Raw genomic sequence first — 17,821 nt, 5'->3', positions numbered from 1 at the left:
CCTTATGAAAGTTAAGAGTTTAGATCCCATTATCGGCCTTATTGTGTGTGTTGCGCTTTTGTTGAGCGCTGCCTTGTTAACAGGCGCTGAGGCTAACGCTGCAACCAAAAATACACCAGCATCAGACTTTACCCTCAAAGGGCGAGACGGTGCCAACCATCGACTGAGTGAAGAAATAGGCAATATCGTAATCGTAAATTTCTGGGCATCGTGGTGTGGCCCGTGTCGAGAAGAGTTACCGGCATTTGAGGCACTGCATCAAGAATATGCTGATTTAGGTGTGACGATATACGGTGTGAATGTCGATGACGCGCCGGAAAAAGCCAATGTGTTGTTGAAAGATATTAAGGTGAGTTTCCCTGTGCTGTATGACACCAATGGCGAAGTGAGTAAGCTTTATGAGGTTTCTGCTATGCCTACAACGGTAATGGTCGATCGGGACGGCAATACGCGCTTGATTCACAAGGGCTATAAATCGGGCGATGAAAAACGATACGAAAAAGTCATCAAAGCGTTGCTAAGGGAATAAACATGCAAAAAAATATTCGGACTTCTTTGCTATTTTTGGCCTCTATTTTTGCCACCTCTGGCTGTGTGAGTACATTTGATGAAATTACTCAAATCGAGCCTTGGGTCAAACCCTATGAACGCAGTAATCTTGCTGACCCCATTATGAGTATGAACCGCAATCCTGTAGCGACGGCTTATATGAAACACGTTTTTGAGGCCCGAGAGGGAGCGAGAGGCGCAGATGGTGGAGCGGGAGGTGGTTGTGGGTGCAACTAAGCGCTGGCTAGCCGCAATTGCGATCTTGGCGAGCCAAAGTGCAACTGCGGCGGTTCTGCCACAAGACCGGTCAGATGTTATGTACCATAGCTACTCTGGCGACGGTGTATCCATTGATGGCCCGTCTGTGTTGTTACGTAAAAAAATCGGTAATAAAGTCTCCTTGTCCGCAAATTATTATGTAGATGCCATTTCTGGGGCTTCCATTGATGTGCGTGCACAAGCAAGTAAGTATCAAGAAGAGCGTACCGAGACAACCATTGGCGCTGACTTTCTTCACAATAAAACATTGATGAATTTAAGTTACACCAATTCAAGTGAAAATGATTTTGAAGCCAATTCATACCACCTTAGCTTTAGCCAAGACTTTTTCGGAGACTTAACCACACTTGCCGTAAGTTATTCTAGAGGGGATGATGAAATTCGTCGTGTTGGCGACGAAAGTTTTTTGGAAGAAGCATCACGACAGAAGTTTGGCGTGGGCCTGACACAGGTTGTTTCCAAAAACATGATAGTGGGCTTTAACGCAGAAAACGTATCAGATGAAGGTTATCTAAATAACCCCTATCGCGCTATTCGTTATCGTGATCAAAATAGCGCACGGGGCTTTTCTTTTGTGACTGAGGTGTATCCAAATACACGGGTAAGTAATGCATTTTCTATTAACGCAAATTATTACCTGCCTTACCGTGCGAGTATTTATGGCGATATAAGGTACTACTCAGATACGTGGGGAATTGAAGCCACAAATGCAAAACTTGGCTACATACATACCTTTGGTAAGGCGTGGATATTAGACGCTCACATTCGGTTTTATCAGCAGGACAAAGCAAACTTTTATCAAGATCTTTTTAATAGGCCTGACGAGTTCACTTTTATGGCTCGTGATAAGGAACTTTCTACCTACTCAGGTGTGTCTGGCGGCATAGGTGTTACCTATCAATGGCAGTTTTCATCAGACGCATTTTTAGAGAAAAGTACGTTTAACTTCGAATTTGATTACATGCAGTTCAATTACGATGACTTTCGTGATGCAACGGCCGGAGGTCCTGTCGGTGAAGAAGCTTTGTTTAGCTTTTCTGCCAATGTGATCCGCGCCTATGTGTCTATATGGTATTAGGAAAATAACAATGACAATTTACCATTTAGCAAATAATCACCCGCTATTTTCGCTTGTTTCACCGGCACTTCGCAGCTTGGTCTGCGCGCTTGTGTTAATCACGTCGATAAGCGGCGTCGTGTTAGCTGATGAAAAGGCGTTAGATGCGCCTATATCTGAGCAAATTGAAGACCTTAAAAAAGCGTTGATTGGCCTGAATCGTGATCTATTTATTCTTGAAGAAGATTTGCTTTTTCCCTCGAGCACTCAAGTTGCGGTATACCTATCTTTAGACGTTGGTACCTACTTCGGGCTCGATTCGGTGGAGCTACGCATTGATGACGAACTGGCTACGCATTATTTGTATACCGAGCGACAGGTGAATGCGCTAGAAAGAGGTGGGGTCCAACGCTTGTATTTGGGCAATATTAATCAGGGTAAGCATCAATTAACGGCATTCTTTGTTGGTATTGGCCCCGAGAATAGGCCCTACAAAAGAGCTGTTTCACTGACTTTTGATAAAAGCGAAGAGCCACAAGCCATCGAACTAACCATCTCCGATTCATCTTCAAAACATCAGCCTGAATTTATGGCAAGTGTATTGTAAGGCTTGAATGTATGAAGGGGCTTTTCTGCGGATTAATATTGGCTTCACTGTTAGGGGTTCCCCCTAAGGGGGCCCTCGCGACGGATAACAGTGAACAGCGTAACCAAACACAGGAAGCACATCGAGAACGTTTAAATGATGTGTATTTTGGTGAAGCTGTTTATTCACTTTATGTAGATGAGCCGCTCACGGCGTTAGGCCGCATGGCGGTTGCGAAGCGTAAAGGTGTGGACGACGCGCAGTTGCAAACCATAGCGCTGCTTGAAGGTGGGGTACAGTTAGGCTATGGCATGCCTAAGTCAGCCCAAGAAAATCTTGCTAAACAAGCCAGTTCATTACTGGAAAATAATCGTCCTTTAGCGTGGTATTGGTTAGCGCGTTTAAATTTTTCGCACCAGCGGGTGAGCGAGGGCCTGAAGGCCTACCGCGCCTTTTCTAATGCGGTGGCGTCTGCGGATGCCGATAAATATGATTTGATTACGCCAGAGCAGTGGTTTGAATTGAATTATGAAGCAGCACAAGGTGTGCTTAGCATCGGCAATAGCGACATTGCCACCTTCATGGATGCGATACCGCAAGAACACATTACGCGACGTTATCTGCAATATAATCGCGCGATAGATGCCTATCAGACAGGTAATTTGCTTGAAGCGCACCATATTTTAGAAGCACTAAAACGAGCGCTTGGTGAGAAAAGTGATGCAGCGCTTAACAACCTTCAACAATAATGAACAACGTGAAGTCCAAGCTTTGCTTAATCAAGTTCTCTTTGCTGAAGGTCAAATTCTGTTGAATTTAGAGCGACGAGATGAAGCGCTTCTGGCCTTTAGCAATATAAACACCAGCGCCCTTGCACAAAAAACAGAAGTGAACACAGAGGGCTCGCCCGATACTCAGCGAACATTTTTTGAAAATGGGCAAGTTCTACTTAGAGATGAAGCGCTCTTGCACTATGGCTGGGGGTTAGCTCAAAGCAACAATTGGCCACTTGCTTTGGGTGTTTGGGATTATCTAGCTGCACAATCGACCAATTTATTTACGCTCCAAGCGACCCATGCCCTTGCCTACGGCTATGCGCAGGAAGGCGGTGAAATCCAAGCCTACAACACGCTAGAACGTTTGGTAAGCCAATTAGAAGACGGCGTTAACCAACTTGATAGATTAACGCAAAAAGTATCTGAAGATGGTTATTGGAAAGCAGTTGCAATAGGGGCGAAAAACCTGAGTAGAGAAATAGATGCAAATAAACGCAGGGCTGCGACTAAAGAGATAAATTGGGAAACGTTATGGCCACTGTCACACCATGATTTGTTGGCCGACATTATTGTAAATAACGAGGGTGGCGAACAAGACAAGCTTGAGCAGCTTTTAGTGCTGTATAACATTGAGCGTGAGTTAACGCTACAATTAGCGGATGCTGAAATATACGCCAACTTGTTAGAGGAGCGTGACAGGACCCACCTTACACGCTCGCAAAGTACACATGCTAGTGACACACAAGCACATCTGAATTCGCTTGCTGCTACTTTTCATGAGCTGAAAAAACGAATTCAAATAGACGGACAACTTCACTCAACGCGCGATGACGAATGGTTGCGTGCATTGCTTACTTTTGCCAGTGCACAGCAGCTCCAATGGTATACCAGACTAGAACGCAGCGAAGCGCGTCTAACAAGATTAGCAAAAGAGCGAAAAATGCGCCTTAGTTATCGCAAGCGTCTCGAGCGTCTTACAGGTATCTTAATTTGGCAATTAACTGAACAGTACCCTAAAGCGCATTGGCAGAGTCAGCGAGCATTACAGGACGTTGAGACGTTGCTAAATCAGGCAACGGAAGCACAGCAAAACTTCGATGTGCTTCTCAATAAACCCAGTGTAACTGAAACGCAAAGGGAGCGTGTCGCTTTCATAAAGGCTCGTATAGAGAAACATTTAAATGCTACGCGTGGTCTAATCGTCGCCATAGAAGACTCGCTTACATTGACATCTCATAACGTCATCGCACAAAGAAAGGCATATCTAGAACAGCAGAGCGCGCAGAGCAAGTTAGCCATGCTGCAATTGCGAGACATAAATGTTGATGCTCCTTCGCCTTCAAGCCGTTCGAATAAAGTAGGAAAAGACCAATGAAGGTAAACTGGTTGTCGAAAAATACCTTTTTACGCTTTCCTAAAAAATATTGGGTGAGCCTACTTGCACTGTCACTCTGCGGATGTTCTTTTACGTTTGATGAGCAGAAAAAGGTAATGCCGGTAAAAGAAACAAAAAGTACGTTACTTGCCGATTTATCTATCAAACCTATTACCGTGACGCCAACTAAGCTCAAGCCGCTAGAGTTAAGTGAAATTCGCAACGGCTATGCGCAGCTCGTTGATAAGCTTGACGATAAAGGCTTATCTCGTCATCTAGACTTCAGGCTCGCGGACGTTGAAATGTTACTGGCTGAAGAAAAGCAGTCTACGGGCGATACGTTTTCTGATACGACTGGGTATGAAGCGGCGATAAAAGCATATGAAAAGGTACTCGCTAGTTATCCTGACGACCCAACAAAAGAAGCGATGATGTACCAGCTATCTCGTGCATATGACCTGAATGCGCAGGGAGAAAAAAGTGTAGAAACTTTGCGTGCATTACTAACAATATTTCCGGAATCGATACATGCGCCTGAGGCCTGGTTTAGGTTGGGTGAGGTTTTTTACAGTGAAGGGAACTACAGTGAGGCTGCTGTGGTTTACAACCGCGTTATCGAGTACGGCAAAGATAATCCATTTTACGTCATGTCCTCTTACATGCAGGGATGGGCTTACTACAACGTAGAAGACTATGATGCTGCCTTAGTTGCCTTTGATAATATGCTCTCTGCCAGCTTTCTGTATCTCGAACTTGAGGAAATTGAACAAGAGCAATCGGTAAACTTAACCTTGTTGTCGAAAGGACAGCAAAGATTAGTTAAAGATAGCTTGAGACTGATGGCTTCACTGTTTTCTTATCGCGGAAATGGCAAAGCAGTGGTGGCTTTTTATGAATCTAAAAGCGCAGCGCCTTATCGCCATTTGGTGTTTGATGAATTGGCCCAACAGCATCTCGATAATGATAGATTTATTGATGCCAGTGAAGCGTACTTGGCATTTGCATCCGCTTACCCAATGCATAGAGAGGCAGTGTCGTTCTACGTTAAGCATATTGATGCTTTCATTCTTGGAGACTTTCCGAGTGAAGTGCTTGATGCTAAGGCGGGTTTCGTTGCTGCTTTCGGAAAAGAGCAGGGGGTGTTTGACGAGTTGTGCCACCAATGCAAAGAAAATGCGAAGCCCTACTTGTACGATTATCTGCAAGAGCTCGCGCAAACAGAACATAGTTTAGCCCAACGATTAACAGCACCAAACAGGCGCACCTCGCTTCCAGAAATACTGCAAGGTTATGACGATGCCTCGCTAAATGAACAAGCTAACCTTGCGTTTGATAAAGCCGCGCGGTTTTATACAGAATTTATCAATACCTTTCCTGATGACAAACTGCGACCTCAGGTGGAATTCAACTTGGCTGAAAGTTACTTTGAGTCAAAACAATACGACAAAGCGATTTTTCACTATGAGCGCTTTGCGTATGACTTTCCAACCCATCCCATGGCCGGAGACGGCGCCTACACGGCGCTGCTGTCATACATTAACTTGCTAGCCTCTCATAATGAAAAAAGTAACGATGAAAGGCACGCGCTGCTAGAACAACAACGAAAGAGTCAATTGCGTTTTATCGACACGTTTGAAGGTGATCCAAGAGCAGTAAAAGTAACGCAAACCGTTATGCAGGCTTACTTTGAAGAAGGTGATTTTGAGCATGCGTTGAAATTCAGCGAATGGCTGCTTTCACCGCCAGAAACGCAACATAAAGCGGTTGCGTTATCAATACAACATTCTGCAGAGTTGGTAGAAGCTCACGCTTTGTTCGGCCTTGCTCGCTTTAAATCTGCAGAGCAAGCTTATGCAAATATTTTGTCGAGAATGGCCACGCAAGATACAAACGTTAATGCGCTTACGCGCAATTATGCAATAAGTATTTACAAGCAAGCAGAACAGGCAGTTGGGCAAGGAGATTTAGCGTCGGCTATTGAGCATTTAAATCGCATTATCGATAAAACACCTGATGTAGATGTAAGGGTGAACGCACAATATGACGCAGCAAATTATTTGATTGCAGCGTCCCGTTTTGATGAGGCACAAGCACTTTTAGATGATTTTGCCATTCGCTTTGCCGGCCATGAGCTTGCTAAGACAATAGACGAGAAAAGACTGTATGTTTATGAAGAGACTGAACAGTGGCAGGCCGCTGCCGACATACTAAAGGCAGTGTGGCAAGAAAATAAGCAAAGCCAAACGGGCCAAGAAGCGTTATATCAATCGGCGGTGTATTATGAGAACGCAGGCAACCGCTCTGCGTCTTTATCCGCTTATCGCACCTATGCTCATACTTACCCGGAGCCCTTCGATTTAGCAACAGAGGCGCGTTTTACCCTGAGCGAGTTTTATTCTCAGAGCAAAGAAAGCAACAAACGGCGTTACTGGTTAGACAAACTTATAAAGTCACATGACAACGCAGGAGAGAAGGCCACGCTGCGCTCGCAAACACTTGCTGCTATGGCAGCGATGGTATTTGCCGATGATGCGAAATATGTCTTTGAGCAGCAAAAGCTCACTCAACCATTAAAGCAAAGCCTTACAAAAAAACGTCGTGCGCTGGTAAAAGCAGTAGACGCACACAACAAGGTGCTTGCCTATGGCGTTCGGGATTACGTCACTATCGCAAACCATCAACTCGGTGGCCTGTATCGCAGGCTTGCGAGAGATCTCATGGCGTCAGAACGGCCTGCTGAGCTGAATTCACTTGAACTAGAACAATACAACTTATTGTTAGAAGAACAGGCGTACCCTTTTGAAGAGCAGGCCATTCAAGTTTACGAAATAAATATAAAAAGAAGTTGGGACGGTGTCTTTGATAAGTGGGTGAAGGAAAGCTTCAGCGAACTGGCTGAATTATATCCAAATCGCTATCGGAAGAACGAAATACGAGAGGAGATTTCCATTGAACATTTCTAACCGTATTACAGTTTTGAAAACGTGCTTTTGTAGCGTGCTAGCAGCGCTAATGCTGTCAGGATGTAGCAGCTTATCGTTTCCCATATTCTCCAGTACACAGGGTGAGCCAGAAACAGTAGAGCAACCAGAAAGAGACCCTCAAACGCTATCGGGAGAAAAGACAGAGCGAGCTAGAAAAGCGCAAGGTAACCTCACAACAGAACCACAAAACGCACAGGCACTTAGACAGCGCACAAATCGTTACGAATTGACAAAACACGCTTTCTCAGTTCAACACCAAACAAAATTTCATGACGCGTTGTCGCTTTATCGACAAGGCAAAAATGAACAAGCAAAAGCGCTGCTTTTGACACTTATCGCAGATATCAAAAAATCCAGTTTTGCTGACGTACCTTCCGCTATTTATGTGTTGTTAGGTGACATTGCACAAGATAATGCGCAAATCAAAGAGGCTCGTGTGCATTATGAAACGGCACGAAAGCATAATGAGAACAACTATTTTGCATTGAACCGACTGGGCATAATGGCACGAGAAGAGGGCGAGTTTACCATGGCTGAGAGTTTGTATTTAGACGCCCTCGATGCATGGCCTGGCAATCCCACCACATATTATAACTTGGGCATTTTATACGATTTATATATGGGCGAAAAAAACAAGGCGCTGCAATATTACGAAAAGTATGCCGCGCTAGTTAATTCACCTGTGACTGGTGAAGTTAACCAAAAGGAATCAAAAAAGATTGCACGCTGGATAGCCGATGTAAAACGCCAGCTACCTGCAACTGATGAAGGACGCCAACATGATTAAGTCGATTTTTACATTGCTATTTGTATTGTTGAGTATTGCATGCACCTTGTTGTTTACAAGTTTACCAACTAGCGCTCAGCAAGAAGAAAAGCAGAAGAATGAACCATTGCGATTAGAAGCCACAATTCGCGGCGATAAAGAGCAGCCCCGCGTGATCAGTATTGTACCTTGGCAGTTACCCAAACATCGAAAAATTGAAGGTACGCTGTCTTGGAAGCCGCAAAGCAACAAACTAAAACCGATAGAACGGAAGCAATTTTTACGCAAGGTTGCATTATCACATGAGTTTGGCGTAACGCGAACTCACGAGAATGTACCGGTAAAGCAGGCTGAAAAATAGGTATCAATACCATAAAAAGTGTGAGAGTGGGGATACGTTATTTTGTGTCAGAACAATTTAAAATGACAAGTGCAGCGGCTGTGTTAACGCTGCCATTTTTACAGAGGAAAAATCATGCAAGTCTTCGAAGTAATCATTCGCTTTTTTCAAGAAGGTGGCCCATTTATGTTCCCTATTGCCATTGTCCTAGCGATAGGTATTGCCATCGCGCTTGAGCGTTACTTTTTCTTAAGCGCAGCGAAGCGAACGAACAAGCGCGCTTTCGCAGAATTGGAGCCGCTTTTAAGTAGCCAACAATACGATCAGGTACGTCGTTTGGGAGAGCAAGGAAAAGCACCTATCAGCCGTGTTATTGGGGCAGGTATTGCCCGCCTCCAAGTAAGCCCTAGACGAGAAGATATCGAGTACGCTATGGAAGAAGGGTTAATGGAAACCATTCCCCGTCTCGAGAAACGTACGCCCTACTTAGGCACGCTGGCGAATATTTCCACACTGCTCGGTCTACTGGGTACAATTATTGGCTTGATCGCCGCCTTTTCAGCTGTGGCTAACGCCGATCCTTCAGAAAAAGCGAGTTTGTTATCTCAAAGTATTTCTATTGCAATGAATACCACAGCATTTGGTTTGATAGCTGCTATTCCACTGTTGGGCTTCCATTCTTTACTTCAATCTAAAACCACAGAAATTGTAGATAGTATGGAAATGGCTGGCGTGAAGTGCCTTAACGCGCTAATGGCAAAAAAGGCAGTAGCGTCACTTAGTCGCGAAACGGATGAGTAAGCAATCATGTTAGGCAAACGTACACGCCTGAGAAAGCCAGACGCCGAGTTGGATATAACCTCATTTCTTAACCTAATGATAGTGTTGGTACCCGTTCTACTCATGATGATGGTGTTTTCTCGCATTACCGTCGTTGAACTTAAATTACCTGGGCTTGATGCACTTGGTGATGGAGAAAGTATAGAAAGTCAGCAAATTGAGTTGGTAGTAAGTTCACAAGGTAGCGCAATCTACTTTCCATCCGGCTATTTAGTACAGCAACTCCCGGTCTTAGACGATGCTGAGCAGGGGGAAGTACTCCAAGATTGGGATGGCATTCAGCTTGTACTGAAACAATTAAAGCAAACCTTATTGGCAAAGGGGACTGAGAAAGACGACATCGTGTTAATGATAGAGGACGATGTAGACTACCAGACCATTGTTACGCTATTAGAAAGGACGCGCTCTTACAAAGACGTTGTGGCAGCGTCGGTCGTTGACGCTGCGTTGTTTCCAGACGTTTCATTTGCGGAGATACCAGCGGGCATGCCCCGTTTTGACTGGGCAATAGGTGAAAACGCTCAATCTGCTAGCGCGAAGGAGGGGTTGTGAGGCAATCAGTACAAGCCAGACGGATGGCTCGAAACCACAAACGCCATAGTCAGCAAGCCAAGCTTAGTCTTGTTTCTTTAATGGACATATTCACTATTCTTGTTTTTTTTCTAATGCTAAATGCGTCTGATGTACAAGTACTAGATAATCATAAGTCGGTAACTTTGCCAGAAGCGATGAGTGAAAAACCTGCTAAAGAAACACTGCTTATTCTTGTGAATAACAACGATATTGTGCTGCAGGGAAATAAGGTCGCTTCGGTGGAAGATGTGTTGAAAAAACCAGAAGATACGATAACAGCACTCTTAGATGAGCTCCATTATCGAGCAAGTAAAGCTGATGAAAAAGCGCCCAAAACTTTAACCGAGGCTGAAAATGATGAAGGCTTGATAGGCCGAGCGATAACGGTAATGGGCGATGAGTCGGTACCATATGCGTTATTGAAAAAAATCATGTATACCTGTGCAGAGGCGGGTTACACCGACGTATCTTTAGCCGTTGAGCAAATGATGACTAAGGAGGCCGGTGATGAGTAGTATCTACTTTCAAACACAGCTACCTTGGTCGTCCAGTGAGCAAGAAAATAAGCGTTTCAGCAAAATTACGTATGTGAGTCTTATTGTCGCTGTTGTTTTTGCGGTAGTTATTAATTGGATACAATTACCAGAGCAAACCCGTGAAGAAAAAGAGACGTTACCGCCTCAACTTGCTCGTATTCTAAAGCCAAAGCCATTGCCACCTCCTCCAGAGGTTAAACCTAAGCCACAGCCTAAGATAGAACCGCCAAAACAGGAGGTAAAACCTCGAGAGCCGGTGAAGACCATTGAACCTGTCGTTGAGAAACCTCGACCTGTTCCAGTTGAAAAGACCAAGGAGGAAAAGGTGGCACAAGCGAGGGAAAACGCAAAACAAACTGGATTACTGGCATTTTCAGACGATCTAGCCAGTATGCGAAGTGATTTGAACTTGGCCAATGTAGCCAATACGAAGACGATTGAAGGTGCGGGTAAACAAGAGCAAACCAGCAGAAAGCGCATTGGAGCAGAGGCATTATCTGCAGCGCCTGGTAGCTTGAAGAATGCCAGTATCAGCCAAAATATCGGAGCGAGAGGAGAGCTGGAAGGACGCAGGACGACAGAGTTTGCCGCGCCCGAAGAGGGCACCGCGTCTCTTGCAGCGAAGCGCATTGAAGTAGAGTCTCAAGTAATAGGTGACAGGGATATTGAACAAATCCGCAAGGTGTTGGATGCTAATAAAGGTGCAGTTTACGCGCTTTATCGCAGAGCACTGCGGCAGGATCCTGACTTAGAAGGGAAAGTGACAGTGAGCTTAACTATCGAGCCCAATGGTAGTCTTTCTTCAGTATTACTGATAAGTAGTGAATTAGAGGATGAAGCGCTTGAGAACAAGCTTCTAGCACGCATTCGTATGATCAACTTTGGTGCTGCTGACGTGGCTCAGACGAAGCTTGAATACGCATTTAACTTTTTACCATTTTAACCTTATAAAATTGAGGCCCAACTTTCGTTCTGGGCCTTATTTTTTATGGTCTGATTAACTTATCAACACGGTTTTTGAAAACGGAACTGCAAGGGATATTCTTGTAAATAAAGACGTGTAGATGTAATGAAAGCGCGATTACTTGAAGCGTGAAATAGACATACTCTAGTAAAATGGTGCTGTATAGAAGCGCTTGCATAGTTAATTTAACCGATGGGCTCGCGTTAATGGCCAACTCGCTGCCTGAGTAAAAACTCAAACGAATATCACTCAGGAATCTCATAGTATAGGCGGCGAACGTCGCGTTAATACTAGCATAGTTACAGATAAAAAAATGCCCGCCAAAGGCGGGCCAAAATCAGAGGTATGTAAAGGCCGGGATGGGCCTTAGAGGGGAGAGGGAAGTCGTCGGTTGACGACTCACTAGCAACATCGACGACATTACCAGTGTCCTCACAATGGTCTCGCTGAAGCAACACACACGTACATTCAACGGAGCCAAATTGGGTCAACAGTCCCTTGCTGCACAAGACATCACTGTCAGTGCTTACGATGTAGGTACTCAGCGCTTGCTTGCATTCCTTATGAAACAAGAGCCTTGCATCCTGCGAGTTTATTTAGGTTTTCTTTTACCTAACCTCATCATCGAATAGCAGTTTAACGAATCTTCTACAGTCATCCCTTAACTCCAAATACCGACGTTTCCATTTATCCTTGGCGACCTCTCCATGTACTTCCAATGTTGTCGCCTTCAGTATTTGTCATCTACGCAATTTGGCCTCTCCGTCGCTAAAGCTTCCTAGCTACAAATTACGTTCTGTGTTTATCCGTTAGTCTAGTGTATGCGTGATCTGTGCCAAATAAGCGTTCTTTGGTTTTTTGTTTTAAGTCGTTGATTTATAAATTTTATTTTCTTTTTTTGAAGAGTGGGAAAATGTAGATAAAGAAACAACGTGTATTTTTTTCCTGGTAGCATGTATTAAATTACAAACAGTTAACTATTCGGGGTCTGTCTCTACCAAGCTCTTTTGTATGGTGTAGAACCATAAATTACGTTTCCTCGAGCGGAGTGATATGGACATTTACTGAGTGTTTATTGTCAGTGTCTAATACCTACAGCTGAGGGCTTTTGCCTCAAGGTTTTTAACTACCCTGTTGTTTTCAGAAAGCCTTAAAAATGAACAGAAAAAGTCAGAAGGCCCCAGAAAACTGTGCTCGCTTTGGCGCTAAATTAACATTTTGAAAAGATAAATCTTAATCACGTTACACACATCTTGTGATATGTTATAACGTGATTGTAGGACGATTATTGGATCATGTTTGTGAAATTTTTTGCTGCGCACTTTAGCGTTAAGTCGGGTTTTATTGCTGCACTATTGGTTTTAATTAGTTTGTTAAATCCAACCCAAGCCGCCGATTACGAGGAAATTGACTGGGTAGCCCTGATGCCCGAAGACGATTTAAGTGCGCTTTTAAACAGACCCGAGTTTTTAAACGATATTGCCGATGGCTCTGCCGCCGACTCTGTCGATGACTTTGCTTCAAAGCAGCTAGAAGATGAACAAGCACAGCGATACCAACAAGCGTTAGTGTCGACGCGAGTAATAGAGGCGTTTGACGGAAAGGCCATTCGTATTCCTGGGTTTATTGTGCCTTTAGAACAAAACGATGAGCAAAAAGCGACGGCGTTTTTCGTTGTTCCTTATTTTGGCGCTTGTTTACACATGCCACCGCCGCCTCCAAATCAAATCTTGTATGTTGAATATAAAGAAGGCATTGCAGTTGAGAACTTGTACGACCCGTATTGGTTTGAAGGCACAGTAAAAATAGATAACCACGAAAGTGCACTAGGTTCATCTGCCTATTCGTTAGTGCTAGACAGCTTCGCGCTTTACGAGGAGTAACTGATATGAAAAAGACAGTCGTTGCCGCTATAGCTTTATCAAGCCTCATAGCATTTTGTAGTACTGCGTGTGAACTACACGCCGGTATGGGAAATATGCAGTTTGGCTTTCAGCACCCCATGATGCAGCAGCATCTAGCGGCGGCTAAGGAGCCACTCATTTCACTCAATATTGAGAGGAAGCGAGAAGTGGTTAAACATGAAGCGTCAGCTGTACCGCTTAAATTTAATATTCCTTCAAACTATAAAGATGTCACGGTTGACGTAATACCCAGTAATGGTGTTGCGCTACTTTCGCCGCAGCGTTTTTCTTTACCTTCTACGAAAGGTGAGCAAGCCATTAGCTTTCAGGCACAAGAAGAAGGCAAGCATGAGCTCGTACTTAAAGTTTATGCGCTTAAAAAGAATGTGCCGGTAACTTATACCCGTAAAGTTAAAATTCTAGCGAGTTAAGTGTCGGGAGCAAGTATGAAGCGCGCCACGTATGGTTTACTCGCTTCTCTTGTTGGTTTCACTGCAATGGGCGCGCTGGTGGGGCTGGGCCTGAGCGGTAAACTGAATAGCGTTAAAGAGTACTTATTTGAGAATAATTCTGCGATTTTTCAAGACAGAACCAGATTAAACGCGGGGCAACAATTTGTAGCCTTATCTTGGGATGCACTGTTGCCTAAGGCCGAAAAGGCATTGTTGGGTACGGCCCAATCTACTCAAAATCCTTCGCAGGATTTACCCCTTCATGAGCAGGTATTTCAGTCTATTCAACGCACGTTTGATGATGAATACCAGCAAGCGCTTATCTCGGTGAATACGGTTGATTCATTTAACGGAAAGTTCGTTGAACTTAGCGGATTTATTGTGCCTGTTGAGGCCAATGCGCAAAGAGAAATAACAGCGTTCTTCATTGTGCCTTACTTCGGCGCGTGCATTCATTATCCACCACCGCCACCAAATCAAATTGTGTTTGTTTCGCTGAGTAATGCCCATAAACAAGGCGGTATTAATGGAATAGATATCCAGCAGGCGTACATGTTCTCGGGGGAGTTTTCTACCGGACTGTATGAAGACCTTCAGGGTACATCCGCTTATTTACTGGATGTGGTAGAAATAAAACCCTATTCAGGGCTGGGAAATGGCATTAACGATGACAACGCTGAATTAACGAACGGCGCTTTCCATATAGAAAGCGACATTCGTTGATTTTACTTTATCAATGGTCTACCAAGAACCATACATGGGGTTTGGCAGAATAAAAATCTCTGTGCCCACTCGTGGCATGAGCAACTCAACGTTGGCAGATTCTTGGGTTACGCCGCCCACATCTTCAATGTTGTCGCCAATTTGCATGATAATAGTGTGAGGCACAGCCCACGTAGACATCGCGTCTTTAGACGTATTCGAACATGCGATTTTGCCCTGGGTAAGCTGCATTCTGCGCAAGTCTTTGTCATTAATCATACCTTCCTGGCCTACCGCTTCTTTGTCTTCAGCAGTACGGCCAACAACACAGGTATTACTCGTGGTAAGCGGCAAACCTTGCGCCAAAAGGTTACTCCACGTATGCTTATCAAGTGTTTTATCACGATTGGTAACAAGCGCCAGCTTGCCATTTCGCTTTACAACCTCGTTTAAAAAATCAGCGACGCCAGGCACCAATGTGGCTTCTTCTCGTTTTACCCAATCAGCCCAACTTTGTGAAGAATACCCCAAGCCAACACTTTCACGTTCTTTTTGATAGGTACTATTGTCTAGCACGGTTTCATCAACGTCCATCACCACAACCTCGCCATCGGCAAAACGTGCAGGCAGCGCCGCAACAGCTTGGTTATACACAAAGCTTGAAAGAACAGGGTACTCTTTGCTGCTGGTTTGGTATATCACAGCATTTGACAGAGTGTGCGACTTTATACCGGCAAGTGGGGTTGATGATGTAGATGAGCACGCCGCTATGCCTGATACGGCAGCGCTAAAGCATGCAACTTTGCTGATAACAGCGAGTTTGTTAAAAGATAACAATGTTATTTTCCTTTTATCATTTCTTTTGTCTACCCGTTTCCACACCAAAATGATGCCTGAATTTATCGATGAATGGAGCCTGATATTTCAGCTATCGCGTCGTGTGCATGTAGACTTTCTTGATGTTCTACTTTTACACGAAAATAAGTTGCTTGGTAATACGTACTTAACGCGGCATGTAGACGTCTTACCGAATCCTCAACGAACATTAGGTTTTCGGCATTACGTTTCGCAAACGCTTGCTCATCTTCTCGCTTAACTGCGGTTTGAAGCGGCGTGCCCAGCGCGTTCTCTACTAGATCAATAATGCCAATAAAATCAGGAATATCTTTGTTAGCTAAGTCCAAAGTTATGTCGGCAAACGAGCGCTGCGCATGAGCTGTGGCGATGCTAGCTTCTTTAGAAGCAAGCCAAGTGCCCATTTCTTCTACAGTTGGTTGCTGCCCTTCAGATTGCCTTCCAGCAAATTGCTTGCTCTTAAATTGCTTCGCAAAGGCCTCTGCCAAAGCCTTGCGTGACAGTGATGCTGAGCACGGGCACGTACTGGAATAAGGCACTCTTAGCCTGAGTTGCGCTTTATAATGCTCTGATGAACGCATTACACAAAGTGAAGCAGGGTAGGACTGATACCCTGACATTTTGCTAATAAGCGCTGGACGCGACACGGTTAGATCAAAATTTAAATTGAGCTGGGCGCTCTTACTCAGCCCATCTTGCGACTCGATAAGCGCGTTCATTAACGTGGTTAGTGCAGATTTGTGAAGGTCCTTATTGCTCAACTAAACGCTCTCCACGTTTACCTAACACGTGTAGCGGTATTGCAATACCCTGCATACCAACATTATCAATAAAAGGAACTTGAGCAGAAGATTGCTCAGTAGTGACATCGGGTAGTACCGTGTCGCGATGATTGAAACTAGACAAAATTACCTCTGAATAAAACCTTAAAAACTGTTACATCGCTATACTCGTAGGTGTAGCTCAAAAGAACACGCGTATATGAGGAAGTGATAAAACTAATAGGTGTGCGATTGTGCTGTCTCTCGCTCTTCGCAAGTCAAACCCTGAGTAGTTTCTCTGAGGCGGTAATTGGCAATATGCGCACTGACAATAATAAACGAAGCGATTACAGTAATAACAACTTCTCCATATTCGCCAAGTACTTCATGTCCTAAACCTACCCATTCAACCAGCAGTGGGCTGCCTAGCAACGTAAGACCAGTAGCGCCTGCTAGTACCACCCATTTATTCCTGTGATGTAGGTAGCCTACTGAGAGCGCAAAGGCGCCAATAGGCAGCACAAAGAACAGCAGTATTTGATGGAAGGTTTCATCATTGAGAATAGATACGCTTGCTAATGCGGGTATAGAAATCAATAGAATAGGTGTTAATAAACAATGTATTACGCAAAGAGACGAAAAGAGCATAGCGAGCTTGTCTGAAAAGGTGTTCATTTTGCTCTTCAAATTTAAGTTATACTATAACATATCATAAAAATTTTAAAAATAGAAACAATGTTCATCACTTTACCTGAGCTGGATTTTGGGCGTTCAGGTGCGGTTTGGTTAGGTATTGCTGAGGAACACGAGCACGACCACTAATCATGCGTAGTGTTTTGTAAAAGGCTAACAAGCATTCAAACCTTGCTAGATGAAGATTTGGGGCATAGTGTTATGCCCTTATAAAATCATGCCCCCAATTAAATCACGCAAAATCCAGCAGGTCGGTACCGAAGAAGTTATCGATGACACAGCGCCATTCACCACTTACATCCCTTTGCAGAACATAAACGGCGCGCTTACCCTCGCAGGGTAGGGCGTTGGGTGTTGCTTTGGGCACAAGGTAAAGCTTTGCGACGACTAGCGCTACGTCACCGGCTTGTATGACCCGTTCATCTCCAGTTGTAACAAAATGATCGGGCATGAATTTCTTTTGAAATTTAAGCAGGGCGTCAACGCAGTCGCGCTGCGTGGCATGTTCTTCAGCGGCTTGGTTTTGCGTTGAACTGGACATGGGGGTAGCGACCACAGTTGCATCGCTCGCATAACATTGGGATAAGGCGTCTTGATCGCCGCGGTTTACTGCGTCATGCAACTGTTGTAACACGTGAGATATTGGATTGTTCATGGCTGTCGTTCCGTTATTTTTACCGCAAGACGAGCCAATAAAAAACCCGCCTTTGCGGCGGGTTTAGTGAATTCTATTTACGCACTAGCTAACCCGCCCATTCCTTAGAATAGCGAGAATAATAATCAGCGCAGACGCTGAGTAAGCAGTATGTGTATTCGTGTTTTTAGGCAT

At 44.4% G+C, this 17,821-nt stretch carries 22 protein-coding genes; 17 read left to right on the top strand and 5 right to left on the bottom strand.

The annotated features are described in order from the left end of the window. Positions 1-4: 4 nt before the first annotated feature. The 17 genes from BK026_RS13550 to BK026_RS13470 all read left to right on the top strand — a co-directional run bounded on the left by BK026_RS13550 (position 5) and on the right by BK026_RS13470 (position 14,704). Positions 5-529: a TlpA disulfide reductase family protein gene (locus tag BK026_RS13550; protein ID WP_071816330.1), complete on the top strand. Its 525-nt coding sequence runs from the start codon at positions 5-7 to the stop codon at positions 527-529. A 2-nt stretch (positions 530-531) separates the two neighbouring features. Continuing rightward, the gene (locus tag BK026_RS13545; RefSeq protein WP_071816328.1) at positions 532-786 is read left to right on the top strand and encodes a DUF4266 domain-containing protein; all 255 of its coding nucleotides are present in this window, start codon (positions 532-534) and stop codon (positions 784-786) included. Continuing rightward, positions 773-1,906, top strand: a complete 1,134-nt coding sequence (locus BK026_RS13540) for a DUF3570 domain-containing protein (protein WP_256253810.1) — start codon at positions 773-775, stop codon at positions 1,904-1,906. The genes BK026_RS13545 and BK026_RS13540 overlap by 14 nt, the downstream gene beginning before the upstream one ends. 10 nt (positions 1,907-1,916) lie before the next feature. Next, entirely contained in the window at positions 1,917-2,492 is a 576-nt protein-coding gene (locus tag BK026_RS13535; protein WP_071816324.1) for a hypothetical protein, read from the top strand. An 11-nt stretch (positions 2,493-2,503) separates the two neighbouring features. Continuing rightward, the gene (locus tag BK026_RS13530) at positions 2,504-3,220 is read left to right on the top strand and encodes a hypothetical protein (RefSeq protein WP_071816322.1); all 717 of its coding nucleotides are present in this window, start codon (positions 2,504-2,506) and stop codon (positions 3,218-3,220) included. Beyond that, a complete protein-coding gene (locus BK026_RS13525) occupies positions 3,180-4,622 on the top strand; it encodes a hypothetical protein (protein WP_177247916.1) in 1,443 nt (480 codons plus the stop codon). Before BK026_RS13530 ends, BK026_RS13525 begins: the two co-directional genes overlap by 41 nt. Next, positions 4,619-7,585 carry a tetratricopeptide repeat protein gene (locus BK026_RS13520; protein ID WP_071816318.1) on the top strand — a complete coding sequence of 989 codons (2,967 nt, stop codon included), beginning with the start codon at positions 4,619-4,621 and terminating at the stop codon, positions 7,583-7,585. The genes BK026_RS13525 and BK026_RS13520 overlap by 4 nt, the downstream gene beginning before the upstream one ends. Continuing rightward, on the top strand, positions 7,572-8,393 hold the full coding sequence (locus BK026_RS13515) for a M48 family metallopeptidase (protein ID WP_143142127.1): 822 nt from the start codon (positions 7,572-7,574) through the stop codon (positions 8,391-8,393). Before BK026_RS13520 ends, BK026_RS13515 begins: the two co-directional genes overlap by 14 nt. Further along, on the top strand, positions 8,386-8,733 hold the full coding sequence (locus BK026_RS13510) for a hypothetical protein (protein ID WP_071816314.1): 348 nt from the start codon (positions 8,386-8,388) through the stop codon (positions 8,731-8,733). Before BK026_RS13515 ends, BK026_RS13510 begins: the two co-directional genes overlap by 8 nt. 114 nt (positions 8,734-8,847) lie before the next feature. Next, the gene (locus BK026_RS13505; protein WP_071816312.1) at positions 8,848-9,513 is read left to right on the top strand and encodes a MotA/TolQ/ExbB proton channel family protein; all 666 of its coding nucleotides are present in this window, start codon (positions 8,848-8,850) and stop codon (positions 9,511-9,513) included. Between the two features lie 6 nt (positions 9,514-9,519). Further along, positions 9,520-10,104, top strand: a complete 585-nt coding sequence (locus tag BK026_RS13500; RefSeq protein WP_071816310.1) for a biopolymer transporter ExbD — start codon at positions 9,520-9,522, stop codon at positions 10,102-10,104. After that, entirely contained in the window at positions 10,101-10,640 is a 540-nt protein-coding gene (locus BK026_RS13495) for a biopolymer transporter ExbD (RefSeq protein WP_071816308.1), read from the top strand. Before BK026_RS13500 ends, BK026_RS13495 begins: the two co-directional genes overlap by 4 nt. Beyond that, positions 10,633-11,604: an AgmX/PglI C-terminal domain-containing protein gene (locus tag BK026_RS13490; RefSeq protein WP_071816306.1), complete on the top strand. Its 972-nt coding sequence runs from the start codon at positions 10,633-10,635 to the stop codon at positions 11,602-11,604. The genes BK026_RS13495 and BK026_RS13490 overlap by 8 nt, the downstream gene beginning before the upstream one ends. Before the next feature lie 503 nt (positions 11,605-12,107). Then, positions 12,108-12,257, top strand: a complete 150-nt coding sequence (locus BK026_RS19690) for a hypothetical protein (protein WP_177247915.1) — start codon at positions 12,108-12,110, stop codon at positions 12,255-12,257. Between the two features lie 669 nt (positions 12,258-12,926). Further along, on the top strand, positions 12,927-13,508 hold the full coding sequence (locus BK026_RS13480; protein ID WP_256253809.1) for a DUF3299 domain-containing protein: 582 nt from the start codon (positions 12,927-12,929) through the stop codon (positions 13,506-13,508). A 5-nt stretch (positions 13,509-13,513) separates the two neighbouring features. Further along, the gene (locus BK026_RS13475; protein WP_071816299.1) at positions 13,514-13,960 is read left to right on the top strand and encodes a hypothetical protein; all 447 of its coding nucleotides are present in this window, start codon (positions 13,514-13,516) and stop codon (positions 13,958-13,960) included. Between the two features lie 15 nt (positions 13,961-13,975). After that, a complete protein-coding gene (locus BK026_RS13470; protein WP_071816297.1) occupies positions 13,976-14,704 on the top strand; it encodes a DUF3299 domain-containing protein in 729 nt (242 codons plus the stop codon). A gap of 18 nt (positions 14,705-14,722) precedes the next feature. On the opposite strand, the gene BK026_RS13465 is transcribed toward BK026_RS13470, so the two are convergent. The 5 genes from BK026_RS13465 to BK026_RS13450 all read right to left on the bottom strand — a co-directional run bounded on the left by BK026_RS13465 (position 14,723) and on the right by BK026_RS13450 (position 17,647). After that, positions 14,723-15,520, bottom strand: coding sequence for a 5'-nucleotidase, lipoprotein e(P4) family (locus BK026_RS13465; protein ID WP_071816295.1), 798 nt, complete (start codon positions 15,518-15,520; stop codon positions 14,723-14,725). Positions 15,521-15,582: 62 nt separating this feature from the next. Beyond that, complete coding sequence (gene folE2 / locus BK026_RS13460; protein ID WP_256253808.1) at positions 15,583-16,299, bottom strand: GTP cyclohydrolase FolE2; 717 nt, start codon at positions 16,297-16,299, stop codon at positions 15,583-15,585. After that, positions 16,289-16,444, bottom strand: a complete 156-nt coding sequence (locus BK026_RS19830; RefSeq protein WP_256253807.1) for a hypothetical protein — start codon at positions 16,442-16,444, stop codon at positions 16,289-16,291. The genes folE2 and BK026_RS19830 overlap by 11 nt, the downstream gene beginning before the upstream one ends. A 92-nt stretch (positions 16,445-16,536) precedes the next feature. Further along, a complete protein-coding gene (locus BK026_RS13455) occupies positions 16,537-16,974 on the bottom strand; it encodes a MerC domain-containing protein (protein ID WP_071816293.1) in 438 nt (145 codons plus the stop codon). A 250-nt stretch (positions 16,975-17,224) separates the two neighbouring features. Continuing rightward, positions 17,225-17,647 (bottom strand): DUF4440 domain-containing protein, encoded by a 423-nt coding sequence (locus tag BK026_RS13450; RefSeq protein WP_071816291.1) that lies wholly within the window; start codon positions 17,645-17,647, stop codon positions 17,225-17,227. Positions 17,648-17,821 lie beyond the last annotated feature (174 nt).

Source organism: Alteromonas sp. V450 (assembly GCF_001885075.1).
Classification (GTDB): Bacteria; Pseudomonadota; Gammaproteobacteria; order Enterobacterales; family Alteromonadaceae; genus Alteromonas.
Note: the sequence above shows the minus strand (reverse complement) of the source record. Positions and strands in the feature narration are given on the sequence as shown.